16 protein-coding genes and 2 pseudogenes are annotated in these 21,956 nt (G+C 60.2%); 12 read left to right on the top strand and 6 right to left on the bottom strand.

Features of this window, described 5'->3' with window-relative positions; all coding sequences use genetic code 11:
• The first annotated feature begins 87 nt into the window (after window positions 1-87).
• The 11 genes from B9A24_RS08460 (at window position 88) to B9A24_RS08410 (ending at window position 15,126) form a co-directional block, all read left to right on the top strand.
• On the top strand, window positions 88-375 hold the full coding sequence (locus B9A24_RS08460) for an IS110 family transposase (RefSeq protein ID WP_234997115.1): 288 nt from the start codon (window positions 88-90) through the stop codon (window positions 373-375).
• A gap of 161 nt (window positions 376-536) precedes the next feature.
• Window positions 537-1,115, top strand: coding sequence for an RNA polymerase sigma factor (locus B9A24_RS08455; RefSeq protein ID WP_084444739.1), 579 nt, complete (start codon window positions 537-539; stop codon window positions 1,113-1,115).
• A gap of 171 nt (window positions 1,116-1,286) precedes the next feature.
• Window positions 1,287-2,351, top strand: coding sequence for a FecR family protein (locus tag B9A24_RS08450; RefSeq protein ID WP_159451988.1), 1,065 nt, complete (start codon window positions 1,287-1,289; stop codon window positions 2,349-2,351).
• Between the two features lie 60 nt (window positions 2,352-2,411).
• Window positions 2,412-5,861 (top strand): SusC/RagA family TonB-linked outer membrane protein, encoded by a 3,450-nt coding sequence (locus tag B9A24_RS08445; protein ID WP_084444737.1) that lies wholly within the window; start codon window positions 2,412-2,414, stop codon window positions 5,859-5,861.
• Between the two features lie 20 nt (window positions 5,862-5,881).
• On the top strand, window positions 5,882-7,378 hold the full coding sequence (locus tag B9A24_RS08440) for a RagB/SusD family nutrient uptake outer membrane protein (RefSeq protein ID WP_084444736.1): 1,497 nt from the start codon (window positions 5,882-5,884) through the stop codon (window positions 7,376-7,378).
• 56 nt (window positions 7,379-7,434) lie between these two features.
• Entirely contained in the window at window positions 7,435-8,523 is a 1,089-nt protein-coding gene (locus tag B9A24_RS08435) for a LamG domain-containing protein (RefSeq protein ID WP_084444735.1), read from the top strand.
• A gap of 104 nt (window positions 8,524-8,627) precedes the next feature.
• On the top strand, window positions 8,628-9,842 hold the full coding sequence (locus B9A24_RS08430; protein ID WP_234997112.1) for a glycoside hydrolase family 130 protein: 1,215 nt from the start codon (window positions 8,628-8,630) through the stop codon (window positions 9,840-9,842).
• A 239-nt stretch (window positions 9,843-10,081) separates the two neighbouring features.
• A complete protein-coding gene (locus B9A24_RS08425) occupies window positions 10,082-12,202 on the top strand; it encodes a glycoside hydrolase family 97 protein (RefSeq protein WP_084444734.1) in 2,121 nt (706 codons plus the stop codon).
• Window positions 12,203-12,281: 79 nt separating this feature from the next.
• Entirely contained in the window at window positions 12,282-13,565 is a 1,284-nt protein-coding gene (fucP, locus tag B9A24_RS08420) for an L-fucose:H+ symporter permease (protein WP_084444733.1), read from the top strand.
• Between the two features lie 104 nt (window positions 13,566-13,669).
• Window positions 13,670-14,599 carry an ROK family protein gene (locus tag B9A24_RS08415; RefSeq protein WP_084444732.1) on the top strand — a complete coding sequence of 310 codons (930 nt, stop codon included), beginning with the start codon at window positions 13,670-13,672 and terminating at the stop codon, window positions 14,597-14,599.
• 164 nt (window positions 14,600-14,763) lie between these two features.
• A complete protein-coding gene (locus B9A24_RS08410; protein ID WP_317044234.1) occupies window positions 14,764-15,126 on the top strand; it encodes a cupin domain-containing protein in 363 nt (120 codons plus the stop codon).
• A 183-nt stretch (window positions 15,127-15,309) separates the two neighbouring features.
• Here B9A24_RS08410 and B9A24_RS08405 read toward each other — a convergent pair.
• Window positions 15,310-15,522: pseudogene (locus B9A24_RS08405) on the bottom strand (ISKra4 family transposase); the annotation flags it as partial.
• A gap of 218 nt (window positions 15,523-15,740) precedes the next feature.
• Here B9A24_RS08405 and B9A24_RS08400 point away from each other — a divergent pair.
• Window positions 15,741-16,082 (top strand): hypothetical protein, encoded by a 342-nt coding sequence (locus tag B9A24_RS08400; RefSeq protein ID WP_084444730.1) that lies wholly within the window; start codon window positions 15,741-15,743, stop codon window positions 16,080-16,082.
• 472 nt (window positions 16,083-16,554) lie between these two features.
• Here the strand turns inward: B9A24_RS08400 and B9A24_RS08390 are convergent, their stop codons facing one another.
• The 5 genes and pseudogenes from B9A24_RS08390 to B9A24_RS22650 all read right to left on the bottom strand — a co-directional run bounded on the left by B9A24_RS08390 (window position 16,555) and on the right by B9A24_RS22650 (window position 21,895).
• Complete coding sequence (locus B9A24_RS08390) at window positions 16,555-18,279, bottom strand: type I restriction endonuclease subunit R (protein ID WP_200813890.1); 1,725 nt, start codon at window positions 18,277-18,279, stop codon at window positions 16,555-16,557.
• A 127-nt stretch (window positions 18,280-18,406) separates the two neighbouring features.
• On the bottom strand, window positions 18,407-19,090 hold the full coding sequence (locus tag B9A24_RS22300; protein WP_200813889.1) for a type I restriction endonuclease: 684 nt from the start codon (window positions 19,088-19,090) through the stop codon (window positions 18,407-18,409).
• 22 nt (window positions 19,091-19,112) lie between these two features.
• Complete coding sequence (locus B9A24_RS08385) at window positions 19,113-20,264, bottom strand: restriction endonuclease subunit S (protein WP_084444728.1); 1,152 nt, start codon at window positions 20,262-20,264, stop codon at window positions 19,113-19,115.
• Between the two features lie 5 nt (window positions 20,265-20,269).
• Window positions 20,270-20,473 carry a type I restriction-modification system subunit M gene (locus B9A24_RS22295; protein WP_200813888.1) on the bottom strand — a complete coding sequence of 68 codons (204 nt, stop codon included), beginning with the start codon at window positions 20,471-20,473 and terminating at the stop codon, window positions 20,270-20,272.
• A 21-nt stretch (window positions 20,474-20,494) separates the two neighbouring features.
• Window positions 20,495-21,895 (bottom strand): annotated as a pseudogene (locus B9A24_RS22650) (type I restriction-modification system subunit M).
• Window positions 21,896-21,956: the final 61 nt, after the last annotated feature.

Here is a 21,956-nt window from a genome sequence, read left to right as displayed (position 1 = left end):
ATAGTTTTATCCGTGCGCTTGGTAAAGTATTGTCAGTCAGGGCACTAATCAGGAAAAGCAAGCAGCTGTGCGGCCGAGTCGGAGGTTTTGCCCTATTTGTTTAATAACACCCAAACCAGTGGCTTTGTGCTGGTGGAAAATGAGCGGCAACTCGCTTCGTATGCCGGCTTGGAAGTGGTGCAGCGCCAAAGCGGCCTCTCCACCCAAGCCACGCGCATCTCGCGGCGGGGGAATGTGCGCCTGCGCACGGCTCTTTACTTGCCTGCTGTCAGCAGTTTACGTTATAATCCGCAACAGATGGCATTCTACGCTCACCTACGAGGGAGAATAGCAAAAAGTGTGGGGCAATTCTATTTTCCAGTTAGCCTAGGATAGAAGTGGAACGAATAGCTTTTTAACCCTGAACGCTATTGCCCCACACTTTTTGATGCTCTCCAAGTATACGGGACTGGTAAACCGTTGCTGCTCCTTTACGGTAACGGCGGTAACATTGAGGCGTTTAAATCCACCATCCCCTACTTCACCAAAAAGTACTTATGACTGATGAGCGCAGTGCCCAGCTTTGGGAGGCTTTTCGAGATGGTGATGCTCATGCTCTTTCCGCGCTGTTCGAAATTTACTATGACGCGTTGTACCACTATGGACTTAAGCTGACTGGTGACGAGGAATTGGTAAAGGACTGCATCCAGAACCTGTTTCAAAAGCTGTGGCGGCGGCGCGAGGGGCTGCGTGCCGTGCAGGTGGTGAAGGCCTATCTGTTTAAAGCGCTACGCCGACACCTAGGCGACGAAACCAAACTGCTGCGAAAGCACCGCCACCTACTGCCCACCTACATCGACTCATTTGAGGTGATATACTCGCACGAGGAGTTTCTGATTGCTCAGCAGGTCGATGCTGAGCAGAGTGCCCATCTGATGGCGGCCCTCAACCGGCTCTCGAAGCGCCAGCGCGAGGCGCTGTATCTGAAATTTTTCGACGGGTTTTCCTATGAGCGCATCGCCGAGGTAATGTCGCTAAACACACAATCAGTTCGCAACCTGGTTTTCAATGCCTTGCAGACGCTGCGCAAGGTAATGGTGCTGGCCTTAGTGCTGGTTTTGATGCTGGCAAAGTAGCCCGCGCGGCTTCTTGGAAGTCGCACAATGGCAGGCTTTGAAAAAAAGTTTTGTTCGGGATGAGTATGAAGGGCCACATCGCCCGTGATGGAGATGAATGGGGCTGCTAGCGACTATCCGCCCGGCCGCATAATGTGGCAGTGCGTCGCCGGCCTATTCCACCATCTGATTATGAACTACGCTGCTTACTCGACTGAGGATTTTTTGGCCGATGAGTCGTTCCAATCATTTGTGATTGGGCACGACGCCACGGCCGGCCAGTTCTGGCGCGCTTGGATTGTGCAGAACCCGGCCCGGCAGCCCGAATTCGACGAAGCAGTGGCGCTGTTGCAGCTGCTGGCTACCCGTCAGCCGCAGCCCCTGCCTGAGGCCTTGAAGCAAGAAGAAGCCGCCAAGCTGCGGCACGCCATGCATCCGCCGGTAGCGCCCCGCGCCCAGCCGGTGCTACGCGTAGGCCGGCACGCCCGGCGCTGGGCCAGCGCAGTTGTGGCGGCCCTGGCGCTGGGTTTCGCGGGAGTGAGGCTGTGGCAGCACGCCACGCCTACCGCCCCGACCTGGACCAGCTACACCACCCACACCGGCGAGCACCGCGAAGTGACCCTGCCCGATGGCTCGCGCGTGACGATGAACGCCAACTCGGTGCTGAAACTGGCCACCACCTGGCAGCCCGGCCACGTCCGCGAAGTGTGGCTGGCGGGTGAAGCCTTTTTTGCCGTGCGCCACACGGCCCCGGCGCACCTGAAAGCCGTGGCCACCGCGCCGGCTGGCGTCAAGTTCGTGGTGCACGCCGGGCCGCTGGACGTGGCGGTGCTCGGCACCCAGTTCAACGTGCTGCGCCGGGTGGGCAAAACCCGCGTGGTGCTGAACACGGGTCAGATTCAGCTTCGCCACCGCCAGGCCGGGCGCCTCGATCAGGTGCTGCTGGAGCCGGGCGAGCTGGTGGAATACAACGAAACGGCCCCGCAAGCCGCGCTGGTGAAGCGCATGGTGCGCGCCGATTTCTACTCGGCCTGGACCAGCGGGCAGCTACAGTTTGACCAGACGCCGGTGGCCGACATTGTGGCCCTGCTCAAGGACTCCTACGGCCTCGACGTTGCGCTGGGCAACCCGGCGCTGGCCCGGCAAAAGCTGACGGGCACCGTGCCCAACCATGACGTGGACGTGCTGCTGAACGCCGTGGGCAAGTCCCTCGACGTGAAGGTGCGCCGCCAAGGCAACCGGGTCTGGCTCGAATAAAAGCTGCCCGCACCACCTGCTCGTTTTCGTGCTTCTCTCCCCGCTCTAGAATTCCCCCTTATGGCCTTCTATACCCAACCGTTGCGGCTCCTGCCTTTAGTGCTGGCGGCCAGCCTGCACACCCCCACCCACGCGCAAAGCTCGGCGTTGGCGATGCTCCGCCCCGCGCAGCAGCCCGAAGCCCCCGCCCGCGGGGTTTCGCTGGCGAGCATCCTGCAGGAGCTGCAAACCACGCACCACGCCTTTTTTCTGTGCCGCAGCGAGTTAATCGCTGATAAGTTCGTCAACATCGACGGGCTGACCTTTCGGACCTGGGAGGAAGAACTGACCTACGCCGTGACGGTGAGCGGCCTGCGGGTGGAAAAAACCGACCGCAACGTCTACGTCATCTCCAGCCCCCTAAAGCCGGGCACCTCCCTGCAATCGATTGGGGCTGGTGCGGTGACCACGATAGCCGGCCGGGAAACCGCCGTGGCCGCCATCCCCGACCCCGTGACGGTGCAGGGCCAAGTGACCGGCCCCGACAATGCGCCCATTCCCGGCGTGACAGTGGTGGTGAAGGGCACCACCACGGGCACCACCACCGACATTAACGGCAAGTTCACCCTGAGCCTGCCCGATGCCAACGCGACGCTAGTTATCTCGGCCATTGGCTTTGTGGGGCAGGAAATCAGCCTGCAAGGGCGTACGCAGGTGAGCGTAGTGCTGGCAACTAATGTGAAGGCCCTCGACGAGGTGGTGGTGCTGGGCTACACCACCCAGAAAAAATCGGACCTGACCGGCGCGGTGGCCCAGATTAACCAGAGCGACATTGCGAGCATTCCCGTGGGCGGCGTGGCCCAGATTATGCAGGGCAAAGCGGCCGGCGTGGCCATTACACAGGCTACCGGGGCGCCAGGCGAGAATATTGCCGTCCGCATCCGCGGCGTGGGCACCATTAACGACAACAACCCGCTCTACATCATCGACGGGGTGCCGACCAAGGACGGCATCAACCAGATTTCGCCCAACGACATCGAGAGCATCAACATTCTTAAGGATGCGTCCTCGGCCGCCATCTACGGTGCCCGGGCCTCCAACGGCGTGGTGGTGGTGACCACCAAGCGCGGCAAGTCGGGCAAGCCCCGGCTGAGCGTGAGCTCCTACACCGGGGTGCAAACGCCGGCCAACCTGATTAAGATGGCCAACACCAGCCAGTACGTGACGGCCTACAACGTGGCGGCGCAGAACGACGGTCGGGACCAGATTCCGGCCGCGCTGGCCAGCACGCTGCCCGACGTGAACTGGCTAAAGGAAGTACTCAAGCCCGCGATGCAATACAACGTGCAGGCCGACGTGAGCGGCGGCGGCGAGAATTCGCAGTACATCGTGTCGGGGAGCTACCTGAAGCAGGACGGCCTGATTCAGAACTCGTCGTACGACCGGTACAACCTGCGCACGGCGGTGAACAGCACGTTGTCGAAGTACTTCAAGGTGGGCACCAACGCCAATCTCTCTTACTCCAAAACCAGGGAAGTGGGCACGTCGGGCGACGGCTTTGGCGACGGCAACCCGGGGGCCAGCATCGTGCGCTACGCGCTGTTCCGAACCCCGGCCACCCCGGTGTATAATGAGCAGGGCCAGTTCGTGGACCTGCCGAAGGCGGACGGCAAAATTGCCTCGGCCTTTTTTGGCGATGGCATCAACCCCGTGGCGCTGGCCGACGCGGCCGACCGCAACTTCAACCGCTACTCGCTGCTGGGTAACGCCTACGTGGAGTTCTACCCGATTGAGCGCCTGCGCATTCGCTCCGATTACGGCGTGACCTTTCTCATCACCGACTACAAGCAGTTTTTCAAGACGTTCGGTATCGACCGCTCGTTTAACTCGCCGCCGCAGCTGGGGCAGTCGAACACCAACGAGTTCAACTACAACTGGACCAACACCGCTACGTATGACCTGCTGCTGGGCGCCAGTACGTTCAATATTCTGATTGGCACGGAGGCCATTAAAAACAACGTGCGGGGCATTTCTGCCTCGCGCCGGGGCTACGTCGACCAGTCGGCCACGTTTCAGTACCTCGACAGTGGTACCGGCATTCAACAGAACGGTGGCGGCGAGGCGCACTCCTCGCTGCTGTCGGCCTTTGGCCGCTTGGGTTACGACTACGAGGGCAAGTACCTGGCCAGCTTCAACTTCCGGCGCGACGGCTCGTCGCAGCTCTCGCCCGGCCTGCGGGCCCAGAACTTCTATTCGGGCTCGGTCGGCTGGAACATTGCGCAGGAAGAGTTCATGCGCAACCTCTCGGCCATCACGCTGCTCAAGCTACGCGCCAGCGTGGGGCAGCTCGGCAACTCGGCCATCGGCAACTACCCCTATGCCTCGCTCATCGGCGGCAACTTCTACTACCCCTTCGGCGGAACTTCGACCCAGGGCCTGAGCATCGTGACCAAGGGCAATCCCAACGTGCGCTGGGAAACAAGCACCCAAAGCAACGTGGGCGTCGACGTGGGACTGCTGAATGGTGCCCTGCAGCTCACGCTGGATTACTTTATCAAGAATACGTCGGATGTGCTGCTGTTTTTGCCACAGCCCAGCAGCGCCGGGGGCGGTGGCAACCCGGCCGTGAACGCCGGCAAAATCCGCAACAACGGCATGGAGCTGGAGCTGGCTTACCGCAACACCGTAGGCAAGGACTGGAGCTACGGCCTGAGCGGCAATTTCGCCTCCCTCAATAATGAAGTGGTGTCGCTGGGCAACGCCGCTCCCATCGTGGGCGGGCGCATCGACAACAACTACTTCGCTACCCTCACCAACGTGGGCCAGCCCATTGGCTCGTTCTACCTGCTGCAGAAAGAGGGCATTTTTCAGAATGCGCAGGAAGTATTCACCCACGCGTTCCAGGGACCGGGCATCAAGCCCGGCGACGTGAAGTATAAGGACATCAGCGGCCCTGACGGGGTGCCGGACGGCATCATCGACGGGCTGGACCGCACGTTTGTGGGCAGCCCCATACCAAAATTCACCTACGGCTTCACGGGCAACGTGCGCTATAAGAGCCTCGACCTAAGTGCGTTTTTCCAGGGCGTGCAGGGCAACAAGCTCTACAACCAGGTGAACACTGACATCGAAGGCTTCTACCGGGCCTTCAACATCACGGAACGGGTGGCCACCAACTACTGGACGGCCGAGGGCAGCACCAACGAGTTTCCGCGCCTGTCCTGGACCGGCGCTTCGAACAACAAGCAGCCGTCTGACCGTTTCCTGGAGGACGGCTCCTACCTGCGCCTGAAGAACCTGCAGCTGGGATACACCTTCGGCGAGAAGCTGCTGGCACCCGCGAAAATCTCCTCGGTGCGCCTCTACGCCAGCATCCAGAACCTGCTCACGTTCACCAACTACACCGGGCTCGACCCCGAGCAGGGCACCAACAGCAACTCCCTCGGCGACGGCGTTCGGGCCACGGGCATCGACTTTGGGACTTATCCGTCGGCCCGCACCTTCACGGTGGGCATCAACGCCGGCTTCTAACCGCTTCGCAACCACTTCTTATGAAATTTCAACCTTTTGCTATTGGCTTGTTGGGGGCTTTGGCGCTGGCCACGGCCGGGTGCAAAGACTTTCTGGAGCAGCCCGTGCTGGGCCAGTACGAGGCCGGCGATTTCTTCACCTCGGACACCAACGCCCAGCTGGCCGTCAACAGCGCCTACGTGCCGCTCTCGTTCCGCGATGCAGCCTCCAACGCCCTGTGGGTGCTGGGCGACGTGGCGTCTGACGATGCCGTGAAGGGCAGCAACCCCGGCGACCAGGCCGATTTTGAGAGCATCGACAACTTCACCATCACGCCCACCAACGCGGCCGTGGAGGCCCAGTGGAAGCGCTACTACGATGGCGTGTTCAAGGCCAACGTCGTCATCGACGGCCTGCCCGAGTCCAACACCCGCGTGAGCCCCGACGTGCGCAAGCAGGCCGTGGGCCAGGCGCAGTTTCTGCGCGCCTACTACTACTTTCAGCTCACGACGCTGTACGGCAGCATTCCGCTGCGCGTGAAGGTGGAAACCCCCGAGGAGCTGCAGAGCCCGGCCCTGCCCCAGGCCGCCATCTACGCCCAGATTGAGGCCGACTGCCAGGCCGCCGCCGCCGCCCTGCCCACCACCTGGCCCGCCGCCGACGCCGGCCGGGCTACCAAGGGCGCGGCCCTGGCCCTGCTGGCCAAAACGTACCTGTATGAGAAGAAATGGGCCCTGGCCGCCAGCACCGCGCAGGCCGTGGGCGCGCTGGGCTACGTGCTGCAGCCGGTGTTTGCCGACAACTTCCGGGCGGCCACCAAAAACAACAAGGAGACGATTTTCTCGGTGCAGCACGCCAGCAACCTCAGCCCCGCGCAAGGCAACAACCTGAACCAGTGGTTTGCCCCGCGTCCCCAGAACGGCTACGGGTTTTTCCTCCCCACCAAAAGCCTGGTCGACAACTTCGAGCGGACGAGTGCCGGCGTGGTCGACCCCCGCCTGGACTACTCGGTGGGCCGGGCGGGCCAGTCCTTTTTCGGCGTGCCGTTCGATACGACCTGGACGACTACCGGCTTCGTGTCAAAAAAGCACCTACAGCCCCTCACGGAGGTGCCCAGCACCACCAAGGGCGACGGCGGGCTGAACTACCAGGCCATCCGCTACGGCGAGGTGCTGCTGATTGAGGCCGAGGCCGCCAACGAAGCCGGCAACAGCGCCGCCGCCCTGCTGGCCCTGAACCAGGTGCGCAAGCGGGCCCGCGAAAGCTACCTGTTCGACCTCACGCTGCCCGGCGCGGGCACGGTGCCGGCCGGGCTGCTGCCCAACATCACGACCACCGACCAGAACCTGCTGCGCGACCTCATCCGGCGGGAGCGGCGCTCCGAGCTGGCGCTGGAATTCCACCGGTTTTTCGACGTCATCCGCTACGGCGAAGCCTATGCGCGCCAGGCGCTGAGCACCCAGCCCAACTTCAACTACGCCCGCCACCGGTTTTATCCCATTCCGCAGAGCGAGCGGGACACCAACAAAAAGCTGTAAGCAGCTTCGCCCTTTTTCTTTTCAATTCCCACTTTTTTCTCATTCCCAACCTCAACATGAAAAACCAAAAATTTTACTTGTTCCTTTTTGCCTGGCTGCTGTTCGGCACCATGGCCGTAGTCTCTTCCTGTTCCAAAACGGAGGACACCAAGCCCCAGGTAAACGCCGACAAAACCAAGCTGACGGCGGTGATTGACTCCGTAACCGCGATTCACAACGCGGCCGTGGAAGGCACCAAGCCCGGCACCTACTCCACCGGCTCGAAAGCGACTTTCAAAACGGCCATCGACCTGGGTACTGGTGTGAAAAACGACGCTGCGGCCACCCAAGCAGCCGTGAATACCTCGGTAGCCAACCTGCGCCGCGCCGCCGCCACGTTTGCCACCAGCCTCATTCAGGAGGTATCGGCAGCTAACCTGGTAGCCCATTGGAAATTTGCCGGCAATGCCAACGACGCCACCGCCAACGGCAACAACGGCGTGCTGAAAACGGGCCCGGCCGGGGCCGCCCCCAAGTTCCCAACCCCCCCCGCCGATGGCACCACGCTGCCCATGCTGACGGCCGACCGGTTTGGCCGGGCCAGCCAGGCGTATGAGTTCGCCGGCGGCGGCTACATCGAGGTGCCGTACAAAGCAGCCCTGAACCCCCAGGCGCTGACCCTGAGCGTGTGGTGCAAGCGTAACGACACCAACCCCGATAACTACCTGGTGTCGCTGAACCGTTGGACCGGCTACAAATTCCAGCTGCAGGGCGACAACAAGCCTTTCCTCACCGTGACCACCACCTCGACCACGGCCGACCGCGACGCTGATTCGGGCATCGTGCCCGTGAACGTGTGGACCCACGTTGCCTCCTCGTACGTCGACGGCACCATGAAATTCTACATTAATGGCGCCCTGGTGAAAACTTGGACCAACGTAACCGGGGCCATTAAGGCCATTCCTGAGCCCGTAAACCTGACCATTGGCCAACAGCTGCCCAAAGACGTGTACAACCGTGCCCCTAAAGGTGGCCAGGCTCCCGATTACTTCCAGTACTATAGCCCTGCCTTCTTCAAAGGCCAGATGGACGATATCCGCATCTACAACCGCGCCCTGACCGACGCGGAGGTGCAGTCCATCTACACCATCGAGAGCACCCTGTAAGTCAGGCCACTTTTAACGGACCATGCCTGCTTATCTCCCACTGTTCTGACCTGGAATGGTGGGAGATAATTGTTTATACCTTCACGTTTTACCGGAGAAATTGAATGAGTAATTTCAATACAACTGCGCACCGCTTGGCCGGGAGCCTCGCCACCCTGGCGCTGGCTATGCTGATGGGCTGCGGCAGCAATGAGGCCGACAAGGCCACGACTACGGCCGTGAAGCCTCCGCCCGCTCCCACGCGCGACAGCTGGGCCCTGCTGAACTTCACCAAGGTGGACAGCGTGAACCCCATCATGGGCCCGAGCACGGTGGGCCGCTTTCAGGACCCCATTCTGAAGAAGGAAGTGCTGTGGGAAGAAAAGGACGTGTTTAACCCGGCGGTGGTGGTGAAGGACGGCATGGTGTACATGCTGTACCGCGCCGAAAACATGGTGGGGAAGTTCAAGAAGACTTCGCGCATCGGCTTAGCTACCAGCACCGACGGCCTACACTTTACCCGGCGCAAAGCACCCGTGCTGCACCCCGACAACGACGTACATAAGAAGTACGAATGGTTTGGCGGCACGGAAGACCCGCGCGTGGTGGAAAGCGAAGACGGCACCTACTACATGACCTACACCGCCTACGACGGCGACAAGGCCCGCATGCACGTTGCCTCCTCGCCCGACCTGCTGAACTGGACCAAGTACGGCAACGTATTCACGAAGGCGGCCGGCGGCAAATACGTGGACAAGTGGAGCAAATCGGGCTCCATCGTGTCGCGCTACGAGAACGATGGCCGCATCGTGGCCACCAAAATCAATGGCAAGTACTGGATGTACTGGGGCGATGCCCAAATCTGGCTGGCCACGTCGGACGACCTCATTAACTGGACACCCGTCGAAATGGCGGCCGGCGAAAAGCCGCCGGTGCCCTTGCGCGCCCACGCCCTGACCATGCCCAACCTGAAGATTGTGCTGCCGACCCGCGAAGGCAAGTTCGACAGCGACCTAGTGGAATCGGGCCCACCGGCCATGATTACCGACCAGGGCATCCTCCTGATTTACAACAGTCGCAACGAGCCGTCTTTCGGCGACAAAAACCTGCCCGTGGGCACCTACACCGCCGCCCAGGCTCTGTTCGATAAAAACGACCCGACCAAGCTGCTCAAGCGCATGGATAACTACTTTATGCGCCCGGAGCTGCCCTACGAAACCACCGGCCAAATCAACCAGGTGGTGTTTCTAGAAGGGCTGGCCCGGTTTAAAAACCAGTGGTTTATCTACTACGGCACGGCCGACTCTAAAATTGCCGTGGCTACCCGCCCCGTGAACTAGCACCGGCGGACAGAAAGTAAGTAACTCAAAAGAACGGTTGTGCTGAGCGCAGTCGAAGCATCTCGCTCACGCAAACCTCACCCCAAGCCCCTCTCCCAAGGAGAGGGAAGCCTGACGAAGCGGTAGAGCTGGTTCGACAAGCTCAGCATGACGTTCTCATTGATGTAATTGGTCTACGCCACAATTGCCCTCATTGGAAGGGGGCATTTCACCAAAACAAGAGCAACGCCCACGCCGGCATGAAGTACCGTTTCTCCATTCTGCTAGTCGCCGCCACGCTATTACGCTTCGTGGCCCCTGCCCAAACTATTCACTCGCCCAGCCGCAAGCTCGCGCTGACGTTCCAGCTCAGCCCGGCCGGCGAGCCGACGTATGAGCTGAAGTACGGGGCGCGGACGGTGGTGCGCCCCAGCCGGCTGGCGGTACTGCTGCAGGACCAGCCGGGCTTCGACAAAGGGTTCACCATTGCCAACGTCGATTCGAGTCGGCACGACGACACCTGGGCGCCAGTCTGGGGCGAGGTGAAGCAGATTCGCAACCACTACCAGGAGCTGGCCGTGACTGTGCAGCAGGCCGCCGCGCAAAACCGGCAGCTGGTGCTGCGCTTCCGGCTGTTCGATGACGGGGTGGGCTTCCGCTACGAGTTTCCCGAGCAGGCTAACCTCAAGTACTTCACGGTGTCGGACGAGAAAACCGAGTTCAACCTGCCCGCTGACCACCGGGCGTTCTGGATGCGGGGCGACTACGACACCAACGAATACCTCTACTCCACCACTAAGCTCAGCGAGGTGAGCGCCGCCGCGGCCAAGCCCACGCCCGAAATTGCCACCCAAACCCCCATTGGGCCGAACGCCGTGCAAACGCCGCTCATGCTCAAGAGCGCCGACGGGCTGTACGTTAACATTCACGAGGCCGCGCTGGTCAACTACCCGGCCATGGCGCTGCTGGTAAACGGGGCCACCCACGGCCTCACCAGCCAGCTCTGCCCCGACGCCACGGGCGCCAAAGCCTATTTGCAGGCGCCGGCCCACACACCCTGGCGCACGATAGTGGTAGCCGACAACGCCCCTGCCATCCTGGCCTCCAAACTAATTCTGAACCTGAACGAGCCCAGCAAACTCACCGACACGGGCTGGATTAAGCCCCAGAAATACGTGGGCGTGTGGTGGGAGATGCAAATCAACAAAGGAACTTGGTCGTACTCCGACGCCAACAACATCAAGCTGGCCGACACCGACTTCAGCAAGCTAAAGCCCCACGGCCGCCACGCGGCCAACACGGCCAACGTGAAGCGCTACATCGACTTCGCGGGCAAAAACGGCCTGCAGGGCGTGCTGGTGGAAGGCTGGAACGTGGGCTGGGAAGACTGGTTTGGCAACTGGAAGGAGGAGGTGTTCGACTTCGTGACGCCGTACCCGGATTTTGACGTGACCGAGCTGCAGCGCTACGCCGCCAGCAAAAACGTGAAGCTCATCATGCACCACGAAAACAGCGGCTCCGTCACCAACTACGAGCGGCGCATGGAGCCGGCCTACCGCTTCATGCGCGAGCACGGCTACGACGCCGTGAAAACCGGCTACGTGGGCCGCATCATCCCGCGCGGCGAGCACCACGACGGCCAGTGGATGGTGAACCATTACGTGCGAGTAGCCCAAAAAACGGCCGAAAACCACTTGATGGTGGATATGCACGAGCCCGTGCGCCCCACCGGCCTGCATCGCACCTACCCCAATTGGCTGGCCAACGAAGCCGCCCGCGGCAACGAATTCAATGCCTGGAGCGCGGGCAACTCGCCCGAGCACGAAACCATCCTGCCCTTCACCCGCCTCATGGGCGGCCCGATGGACTACACGCCGGGTATTTTCCAGATTAAGCTCGACCAATACGCCCCGCAGAACAAGGGCAAGCAGGTGCACACCACCCTGGCCAAGCAGCTGGCTTTGTACGTGACCATGTATTCGCCCCTGCAAATGGCCGCCGACCTGCCCGAGAACTACGCCAAATTTGACGATGCTTTCCAGTTTATCCGCGACGTGGCCGTGGACTGGGACGATACCCGCATCCTGGCGGCCGAGCCGGGCGACTACCTCACTACCGTGCGCCAGGCCAAGGGCAAAGACGAATGGTACCTGGGCAGCATCACCGACGAAAACGCCCGCCAGCAGCCCGTGAAGCTCGACTTTCTGACTCCCGGCCGCCGCTACACGGCCACCATCTACGCCGATGGCAAGGACGCCGACTGGGCGAAAAACCCCATGGCCTACCGCATAACCCGGCAGGTGGTCACCAACCGCTCGGCCCTCACGCTGCGGTTGGCCCCGGGCGGCGGGGCGGCCGTCAGCTTCAAGCCGCTGCCCTAGCCGGCAGCTGCCCATCGACCCCAGCGACCAGCCGAAACCGGCTGGTTTACTTCCTCAAATTTCTCAAATTCCCCCGCTCATGCAACCCGCCACTACTACTGCCGTCAGCGCCCCCGCCGCCGTTCCCTTCACGGAGCGGCGCTACTTCGTAACCCTCGCGTTTATCTCGTCTTTGTTCATGCTCTGGGCTATTGCCATTACGATGGGCGACGTGCTGAACAAGCACTTCCAAAACGTGCTGAATGTGAGCAAGGCGGAGTCCGGACTGGTGCAGTTTTCCATTTTTGGCGCCTACGCCGTGATGGGCATTCCGGCGGGCTTGTTCATGAAACGCTTCGGCTACAAGAACGGCGTGCTGCTGGGCCTGGGGCTGTATGCGCTGGGCGCCTTCCTGTTTGTGCCCGCGGCCAATGCCGGCTCGTTCGGCTTTTTCCGGGGGGCGCTGTTTGTGCTGGCCTGTGGGCTGGCCACGCTGGAGGCGGTGGCGCACCCCTTCATGGCCGCGCTCGGCGACGAGCGCACCAGCGACCAGCGCCTGAACTTCGCGCAGTCGTTCAACGGGCTGGGGGCCGTGGTGGGCCCGCTGCTGGGCAGCTACTTCATCTTGAACGGAACGCACGTCAACGGCGACTTATCGTCGGTAAAAACTCTGTACGTAGCCATTGGCAGCGTCATCCTGGCCATTGCCGTGGCCTTTGCCTTTGTGAAGGTGCCGCCCCTGCAGAATACTCACGCCGCCGCGGCGCCCGCCGAAACCGAGGCTGGCTTCTATACCGGCACGGCCGTGGCGGCCCCGCAGCCCAAGAAGCTGCTGCAGCACCGTCACTTCGTGTGGGCCTGGGTGGCGCAGTTTCTTAACGTGGCCGCGCAGGGTGGCACCTGGGCGTTTTTCATCAACTACGGGGTAGAGAAAATGAACTTCAGCGACCAGACCGCGGCCGGCTACTTCTCGCTCTTTATGGTGATGATGATGAGCGGACGCTTTGTGGGCACATTCCTGATGCGCTACATCGCGCCGAACAAGCTGCTGACCGCCTTCGCGCTGGCCAACGTGCTGATGTGCATCATCGTGGCGCAAAGCTGGGGCTGGCCGTCGTTCATCGCCCTGCTGCTGATTAACTTCTTCTTCAGCATCATGTTCCCCACCATTTTCAGCCTGGGCATCAAAGACTTAGGCCCGCTCACGCCGCAGGCCTCGTCCATCCTGGTGATGGCCGTGGCCGGCGGGGCCGTGTTCCCCTACCTCATGGGTAAAATTGCCAACCACGACATTGCGGCGGCCTACTACCTGCCCATCATCTGCTATGCCTTCATCGCCCTGTTCGGAGCACGGCTCTTCAAGGTGTCGAACAGGGGAAAATGACCCCTGAAGCCCTGCTGCCCAACTGGTGGAAAGCCGGTAATGCAATGGGCAAAACGTCTTATACCTGACTTTTAGCCTGCTGCAAGGGCTTATTTGCAATCTGCATGAACAGTTTTCAACGCGAGGAAAAACTCTGGGGCCTAGACCTGGGAGGCACTAAAATTGAGGGTGTTATTCTTAAATCGGCGCAGGAGCCGGAGGTCCTCTTCCGCGACCGGGTACCCACCGGCGCTGATAAGGGCTATGACTACGTCCTGGGTCAGATTAAGCAGCTGGTGGGCCATATGGAGCAATCGGTGGGCTGCAAGGCCCCCAGCCTGGGGATGGCCACGCCGGGCACGCTGGTGCCACGCACAGGGCTGCTCAAAAACAGCAACGCCATCTGCCTCAACGGCAAACCGATGAAGGCCGACCTGGAAAAGCTGCTGGGCATCCGCATCGAAATGGCCAATGATGCCAATTGCTTCGCCCTGGCCGAAACCCGCCTGGGCGTGGTGAAGCAGCAATTTCCCAATGCGAAGGTGGTGTTCGGCATCATTCTGGGCACGGGCGTCGGGGGCGGACTAGTGGTGAACGGGCAGGCGCTGGAAGGCTTCCACGGCTTGGCCGGCGAGTGGGGCCACAATTTCCTGAACGAAGCGGAAGGCCCGCTCTGCTACTGTGGCAAAAACGGCTGCAACGAAAGTGTCCTGGCCGGCCCGGCCCTGCAACGCTACTACGCCAGCCTCACCGGCCAGTCCCGGTCTCTGAAGGAAATTACCGAGCGGGCCGCTGCCGGCCTCGACCCTGCCGCTGAAGCCACGATGCTCCGCCTGGTCAACTACTTCGGCCGGGCACTGGGCACCGTGGTCAATATCATCGACCCCGACGTCATCGTCATTGGCGGGGGCGTGGGCAATATCGACCGCCTCTACACCGAGGGCGTGAGCAAAGTGGCGCCTTACGTGTTCGACCATGTGTTTGAAACGCCAGTAGTGAAGCCCCAATTGGGCGACAGCGCCGGCGTGTTTGGCGCGGCTTACCTCGTCGCGTAGGCGCAGCTGCAGCTCAACGCGCGTGCCGTTTTCGCGGCGCGGCTGAACCCAGTACCCGCATTTCTTCTCGTCTTTATTCTCAATCCCGTTGCCACATGGACAACCCAACAAAGCAAGAGCTATTTCAACAGACTGCGGCCCACCTGAACGAATAGGGTTTCACCATCGCCGCGCAGGACGATGCTCGGCCCTGGGGCGGTTTTTTCGTCATCGACGAAGCCCAGGTCCAAGCGTTTGTCGGTACCTACTTCGAGGGGCTATCGGTTGATTCGCTGCGCATTGCCGGCAAGCTCAGCCCCAAAATCCTGGTGGTTGCTCCCGAGCAGCGCCTCTCGTGGCAGTACCACCACCGACGTGCCGAAATATGGCGCGTGGTGCAGGGCCCCGTGGGCGTGGCCACCAGCGAGGACGACGAGCAAGGGGTCGTGAAAAGCTACCAGGCCGGCGAGCGTATCGTCATCCGGCAAGGCGAGCGGCACCGACTAGTGGGCCAACAGGGCTGGGGCATCCTGGCCGAAATCTGGTAGCACACCGATGCCGACTGGCCTTCGGATGAAGGCGACATCGTCCGGGTGCAGGATGACTTTGGTCGCTAGCTGCAAGTAGTGGAGAGCATCAAAAAGTGTGGGGCAGGTGGGTTAGGCAGCCATTGTTAAGGTTTCCGCCGGCAGTGGCCGGAAGCCGGGGTATTGTTGCAGAAAACAAGCCTATCACTCCTCGTTGAGCACCTTCGTGCGGGCTTGCACAAGCAGATGCGCCCCTTTCTTGGTCCACTGCATCTGTTGCCGCTTCACCAAGCGCTTGGCCAGCACCTGGGTAAACGCCGACTCGACAAAGCCCGTCGAGACGCGCTCACCGTAGCGGTGGCGCTCGGCATAGTCCACAATGGAGGAGCTGTTTTGCTCCACATAGGTTTGAAAATCACAAATTAACCTACCCAAGGGCTTCAACTTATCGTATTTTTTAGTCAGGGCTTGGTCGGCTTGATGCGTGGCCAGGGTAGCCTCCAGGTCTGCTATTTTTCCACGGTGTCTCGTCCGGCTATCGCTTTACAGGTTGTCTTGTCCTAAAATGAGTTGACCATCACTCCCCAGCAGATGGAACACTTATTTCTCTTTGTAAGCAGACGCATGAACTGAAAATGCGCCAGATGGTCGAAGAAATCAACTGCGGCCGGCACACCATTGAGTCGGCCATGGGCAAGTACCAAGTACGCACCCGCTCGACCGTCACCAAGTGGCTGGCGCGTGTCCGAGAGGAAGAGCACGTGCGTACCCAAGCCATGGAAAACACGCAGAAAAAGCCGCCCACTACGCTCGTCGAGCAAGTGGTGCAGCACGCTGATGCGCTAACGGGCCAGGTGAAGCAGCTGCAGAAACAGCTCGAGCAAGCCGAACTGCAGGTGCTCTACTACAAGAACGTCATTCGGGTGGCCGAGCAAGAGTTGGGCCTGAGCATCGAAAAAAAGTCCACTACCCAGTAGTCCAGCTCTTACGAGTCAGCTGTCCGCACTTTTGCCTGCGGTGGATCAGCGGAGTACTTGGGTTTAGCCGACAGGCCTATTATCAGCACGAAACGCGGCAGTGGAGCAGTGAGGAGCGCGAGCAGTATGTCCTGGAACGAGTTGCGCACGTGCGCTAGGAGCATCCACGCATGGGCGGCCGCAAACTCTATAGCCTCTTGCAAGAAGACTTGCGCCAACAGGGCATCAAGATGGGGCAAGATACCCTGTTTACCCTGCCAGCGGCCCATAATGGGGTTCTTCTTCCAAAAGGGCGGATTTACACGCTAAGCCCTTCAACGCATCCTATCAAAAAGGGTAGCGTCGAAACGCCTGTAAAAAGAGCGATTCCAAGCAATTTAGAGGGTAGACCAAACCTATCAAGAAGGAAATCCTTTGTGATGGGCATACCATCAAATCACTGCTGCCGAAATAGAAATGAGGTTTTGACGCCTTACCGTGTAAATCCGCCCGTTTGCAAGAAGAACCCCGCAAAGGCCTGCGAAAGGGCCGTCACTTCATTGATGTAGCGCTTTTTGCCATCGGGCAGGCCGAGAATGTGTTCCTCGGCCGCCAGTATCATCGAGAGCTTTGTGGAAGTGGCCGCGTCGTAGGAGCTATCGTACCCGAAGCCGTGGTATAGGGCCTGCACCACTTCCAGCTTTTCGGCCATCAGTGCAACGGCTTGCTTCTGAGCTACGGCGGGGTCGCCTTTTCCTCCCGCGTCGGAGTAGAACGAGAGGGCTTTCTTGAGGTCGGAGGCAATGCCGAGGTAATCGACCACTAGTCCGCCGGGCTTGTCCTTATACACGCGGTTGACGCGGGCAATGGCCTGCATCAGGTTGTGGCCCTGCATGGGCTTGTCGATGTAGAGTGTGTGCATACTCGGCGCGTCGAAGCCGGTGAGCCACATGTCGCGCACAATGACGAGCTGCAACTCGTCGGCAGGGTCTTTCATGCGCTCGGCCAGGGCGCGGCGCTGCTCCTTGGTGGTGTGGTGCTTAGCAATGGATGGTCCGTCGGTGGACGCCGAAGTCATCACCACTTTCAGCTTGCCTTGGGTGAGGTCGGACGAGTGCCAGGCGGGGCGTAGGGCGATAATGGCCGCGTACAACTCGGCGGCAATGCGGCGCGACATGGCGACTATCATGCCCTTGCCCTCGAATACTTCCTGGCGCTGCTCGAAGTGGGCCACCACGTCGGCGGCGATGGTGGCGATGCGCCGTTCGCTACCGATGAGGGCTTCGAGCTGCGTCCACTTGGCTTTGGCTTTTTGGGTGTTGGTGAGGTCGTCCGCGTCCAGCTCCTCGTCCAGATCGGCTACCAGCTTCTTGCCTTCCTCGCTCAGACTCACTTTGGCCAGGCGGCTTTCGTAGTAGATGCGCACCGTGGCCCCGTCTTCCACGGCCTGGGCAATATCGTAGATGTCGATGTAGTTGCCGAACACGGCCGGGGTGTTCACGTCCGTCTGCTCGATGGGTGTGCCTGTGAAGCCCAGGTAAGTGGCCTGGGGCAGGGCGTCGCGTAGGTATTTGGCGAAGCCGTACACGGTGCGCTTTCCTATCACCTGTCCCTCCTCCTTCACGTCCACTTCCTTGGCCTTGAAGCCGTACTGCGTACGGTGGGCCTCATCGGCAATCACGATGATGTTGCGCCGAGCCGACAGCTCCTCGTACACGTTGCCTTCTTCGGGCTGAAACTTCTGGATGGTGCTGAACACCACCCCGCCCGAGGCCACGCGCAGCAATTCTTTCAGCTGCTCACGGCTTTCTACCTGCTTGGGCTCCTGGCGCAGCAGCTGGGTGCAGGCGGCGAAGGTGTCGAACAGCTGGTCGTCGAGGTCGTTGCGGTCGGTGATGACGACCACCGTGGGGTTGTCGAGGGCCTGCACGATTTTGCCGGTGTAGAACACCATGCTCAGGCTCTTGGGGCTGCCCTGGGTGTGCCACACTACCCCGCCTTTGCGGTCGCCGAAGGGCTGGGCCGATACACCCGGTACGCCATAGGTTTCGGGAGCTTCGTGCGCCAGCGCGGGTGGCGGGGTGCCGCGCCCGTAGCCGCGGCCAGTGGGCGGCGTGGCGGCAGCCACTTCGGCCGGGGTGTGACCGGCGGCCCGTAGCGTCGATTGCACGGCGGCATTCACGGCGTAGTACTGGTGGTAGGCGGCCACCTTCTTCACCGTCGTAATGGCAATAACCCCCGTCTTGGGTCTTCCTTCTTTGACTTCTCGAACACCGCGAAGTGCCGAAGCAAATCGAGCAGCGTGGACGGGGCCAGCATGCCCCGGATGAGGGTTTCGAGCTGGCTCACCAGGTGCGAGGCTTCGGCCAGCCGTCGGCCGACTTCCAGGCCATGAAGCGGCTCAGGCCCGCCGACAGCGAGCCGGCCCGCGCCTCCAGCCCGTCGGAGATGACGAGCAGGCCGTTGTAGGTGAACAGGCCCGGAATGAGGGCCTTGTAGGTGTCGAGCTGCTGGTAGGCCGACTTGAGGGTGGCGTTTTCGGCGGCGGCGTTTTTCAGCTCCAGCACCACCAGCGGCAGGCCGTTAACGAACAGCACCACATCAGGCCGCTTCTGGTGGCCGTTTTCGATGACCGTAAACTGATTGGCCACTACAAACTCGTTGCGGGCGGGCTGCTGGAAATCGACCAGCCACACCACCTCGCCGCGCTCCTGCCCGTCCTGCTGCTTGCCCACCTTCACGCCCTCGGTGAGCAGGCGGTGGAAGGCCTCGTTGTTGGCCAGCAGCTCGGGCGAGGCAATGCGCTGCACCTGCCGCAGGGCATCTTCGCGGGCCTCGGCCGGCATGGTGGGGTTTAGCCGGGCAATAGCACCGCGCAGGCGCTCCAGCAGCAGCACATCGGCGAAGCTGGCCCGCTCGGGGTGCGGCCCATCGGGGGCAAAGTCGGGAGCGTAGTGGTACTGGTAGCCCAACGTTTGCAGCAGCTCGATGGCCAGCTCCTCAATTGCGTTTTCAGTCAGCTTGGCCATGGGGCAGACAGCGGAATCGTGATTAATAGGCTACGCGCACTTCGCCGCTCATCAGCTTCGGCAGCAGCGTGTCGCGCAGGGTGTAAAGGGTCTGGATTTGGTTAGTGTTCTGATAGGTTTTCCTAAAGTGTGGATATGCCACTTCCTCAAATCTATTTATCAAATCTTTTGGAGGAATTGGTGTAACGTGTGCATGCACATGGTTCCTATTCAATATTGGCACTGCTGAGCCTGCATTAAATCCTTCTAAGTCTGCAAACTTCAAGGTGAAGTAGGAAAACAAAGGAGTACCCAGCTTATACTCTTTGATAAAGAGTGAAGTATTCAGAGGCCAGAAGTCCTCCATTACAAAAAAGACCTTCCCAATAACTCCACTTCGGCCAGTTGTAACTCCCGGCCCTTTTATTTTAAATTCATTATGCCCAGCACTATATCCACTCGACGTTAGAATTGGAAATTTACCGGGCGCACGATTTTGAATCGGCAAATCAAATCCTCTTTGCAGGGTAAATAAGTCACCCAAATAGCCTTCCTCCCAATCCTCCTTCGCCTCCTCCACAAACCACTGCCGGAACAGCGTTTCCGCCAAGACTTCTAGGGTGGCGTTCTGGCGGTGTAGCAGGTCTATTTTGTCATCCAAGCTGCTGAGGACGGCGGCAATAGCGCGTTGTTCTGCAAGGCCGGGAAGGGTAATATCAAAATCCTTGATGCTTTTTAGACTTATTGTTGGTTGCGTAGAACCCGCAACACTACCCTCAATCTGTGACTGTCCTTCTGGTGAATTTAGGTAATAGTAAAGGAAAGCTGCATCCTGTTTTGGCACTATAAAAACTGTGTTCTGGCCTAGACAAAAAGGCTCATTAGTTTTAACAATGCTTGAATTGCCATAAGAACCAACGCGAGTAAAAACAATGTCTCCTATTGCTGGTCTGTGATTTCTGGAAAATTCTTCAAAAACATCTTTGTCCACTTTCAAAGTGTTTTTCAAATCAAGCCCTCCTTTCTTCACATCTGTTACACGCACCATAGGATAACCTGTGGTGCTGTACTTAGGTGTTTTGTGCATTGAGTCAATTACGTCCACAACTTGGTGGAATTTATATTCCGTCCAGTCAAGCGACGCTTCCTCTAATGTTTCCACTTCCCCCCACTGTATTTCCGTCTGCGCGCTCATACTTCCTAAGCCGTTAAAATCTTCGCCCGGTTATCCGCAATCAGCTTGTTCAGCGCGGCTTCCTCGCCTAGCTGGGCTGCCAGCTCGGCCCACAGCGAGGTAACCCGCTCGGTGAAGTCGAACTCGTCCTCGTCGTCGGGCAGGCCCACGTAGCGGCCGGGCGTGAGCACGTAGTCCAGCTCGCGCACCCGCGCTAGGGGGGCGGCCATGCAGAAGCTGGGCACATCGGCTTAGCTGCCGCCGGGGTTGCGCCACTGGTGGTAGGTGTTGGCAATGCGCTTGATGTCGTCGGCCGACAGCTCGCGGGTGCGGCGGTTCACCAGGAAGCCCAGGTTGCGGGCGTCGATAAACAGAATCTCATTGCTACGGTCGCGGAAGCGGCCATCGCCCTGGCGGCTGCGGTTCATAAACCACAGGCCCGCCGGAATCTGGGTGTTCAAAAACAGCTTGGCCGGCAGGTTCACGATGCAGTCAATCACTCCACCCTCCTCCAGTGCCTTCCGAATATCGCCCTCGCCCGAGCTTTTGGAGGTGAGCGCGCCCTTGGCCAGCACCACGGCCGCCTGCCCCGTGGGGGCCAGATGATGGAGGAAGTGCTACATCCAGCCGAAGTTGGCGTTGCCAGTGGGCGGCACGCCGTACTGCCAGCGGCCATCGGTGCGTAGCAGCTCGCCTCCCCAGTCGCTCACATTGAAGGGCGGGTTGGCGATGATGTAGTCGGCCTTCAGGTCGCGATGCGCGTCGTTGAGGAACGAGCCTTCGGTGTTCCACTTCACCTGCGAGCTGTCGATGCCCCGAATGGCCGGGTTCATCTTGGCCAGCCGCCAGGTGGTCTGGTTGCTTTCCTGCCCGTAGATGGAAATGTCGTTGACGCGGCCCTGGTGCTCGGTCACGAACTTCTCGGAATGCACGAACATGCCGCCCGAGCCGCAGCAGGGGTCATACACGCGGCCCTAGTAGGGCTCCAGCATTTCCACCAGCAGCTCCACCACGCTGCGCGGGGTGTAGAACTGCCCGCCCTGCTTGCCCTCGGCCAGCGCAAACTCGCCCAGGAAGTACTCGAACACGCGGCCCAGCACATCGGCGCTGCGGGCCTTGGCGTCGCCCAGCGCGATGTTGCCCACCAGGTCAATCAGCTCGCCCAGGCTGGTAGGGTCCAGGTTCTGGCGGGCAAATACTTTGGGCAGCACGCCCTTCAGCGGGGGGTTGTCCTTCTCAATCCAGTCCATGGCATTGTCCACGGCCCCGCCAATGCCCACGATGACTTCCTTGCCCTCGGGGTCGCGCACGGCAATCTGGCTGCCCTTGGCGTTGTTTTGCAGGAACTGCCAGCGGGCGTACTCGGGCACGAAAAACACGTTTTCGGCCTTGTACTCGTCCTTATCTTCGGGGTCGGCCCCGGCGTATTCGCCCTCACCAGCTTGCAGCTTGGCGTAGTGCTCCTCGAAGGAATCGGAAATGTATTTGAGGAAGATGAGCCCCAGCACGATGTGCTTGTACTTGGCGGCATCAATGTTTTTGCGGAGCTTGTCGGCGGTTTTCCAGAGCTGCTTTTCGAGCGGTTCTTCGGTGGTTTCTTTCTTTTGCTTGGCCACGGGTGGTGTTACTGAAGTATTGCAAAAAGCCGCCATGAAAATAAGTTGGGCGACTTATAAGATAGTGGAGCCAGTTCAGGCTTTATATTTTATCAAA

It is taken from the genome of Hymenobacter roseosalivarius DSM 11622, assembly GCF_900176135.1.
GTDB lineage: Bacteria > Bacteroidota > Bacteroidia > Cytophagales > Hymenobacteraceae > Hymenobacter > Hymenobacter roseosalivarius.
The sequence above is the reverse complement of the archived record's forward strand: the minus strand, read 5'-3'. Positions and strand labels throughout refer to the sequence as shown.

What these genes read in the sequence shown, in the direction of transcription:
- B9A24_RS08430 (WP_234997112.1), top strand. Translation starts at nt 8,628, where the DNA reads ATGAGTAATTTCAATACAACTGCGCACCGCTTGGCCGGGAGCCTCGCC.
- B9A24_RS22300 (WP_200813889.1), bottom strand. Translation starts at nt 19,090, where the DNA reads ATGGCCAAGCTGACTGAAAACGCAATTGAGGAGCTGGCCATCGAGCTG.
- B9A24_RS08450 (WP_159451988.1), top strand. Translation starts at nt 1,287, where the DNA reads ATGAACTACGCTGCTTACTCGACTGAGGATTTTTTGGCCGATGAGTCG.
- B9A24_RS08435 (WP_084444735.1), top strand. Translation starts at nt 7,435, where the DNA reads ATGAAAAACCAAAAATTTTACTTGTTCCTTTTTGCCTGGCTGCTGTTC.
- B9A24_RS22295 (WP_200813888.1), bottom strand. Translation starts at nt 20,473, where the DNA reads ATGGCCGCCCCCCTAGCGCGGGTGCGCGAGCTGGACTACGTGCTCACG.
- B9A24_RS08425 (WP_084444734.1), top strand. Translation starts at nt 10,082, where the DNA reads ATGAAGTACCGTTTCTCCATTCTGCTAGTCGCCGCCACGCTATTACGC.
- B9A24_RS08440 (WP_084444736.1), top strand. Translation starts at nt 5,882, where the DNA reads ATGAAATTTCAACCTTTTGCTATTGGCTTGTTGGGGGCTTTGGCGCTG.
- B9A24_RS08445 (WP_084444737.1), top strand. Translation starts at nt 2,412, where the DNA reads ATGGCCTTCTATACCCAACCGTTGCGGCTCCTGCCTTTAGTGCTGGCG.
- B9A24_RS08385 (WP_084444728.1), bottom strand. Translation starts at nt 20,264, where the DNA reads ATGAGCGCGCAGACGGAAATACAGTGGGGGGAAGTGGAAACATTAGAG.
- B9A24_RS08455 (WP_084444739.1), top strand. Translation starts at nt 537, where the DNA reads ATGACTGATGAGCGCAGTGCCCAGCTTTGGGAGGCTTTTCGAGATGGT.
- B9A24_RS08400 (WP_084444730.1), top strand. Translation starts at nt 15,741, where the DNA reads ATGCGCCAGATGGTCGAAGAAATCAACTGCGGCCGGCACACCATTGAG.
- fucP (WP_084444733.1), top strand. Translation starts at nt 12,282, where the DNA reads ATGCAACCCGCCACTACTACTGCCGTCAGCGCCCCCGCCGCCGTTCCC.
- B9A24_RS08415 (WP_084444732.1), top strand. Translation starts at nt 13,670, where the DNA reads ATGAACAGTTTTCAACGCGAGGAAAAACTCTGGGGCCTAGACCTGGGA.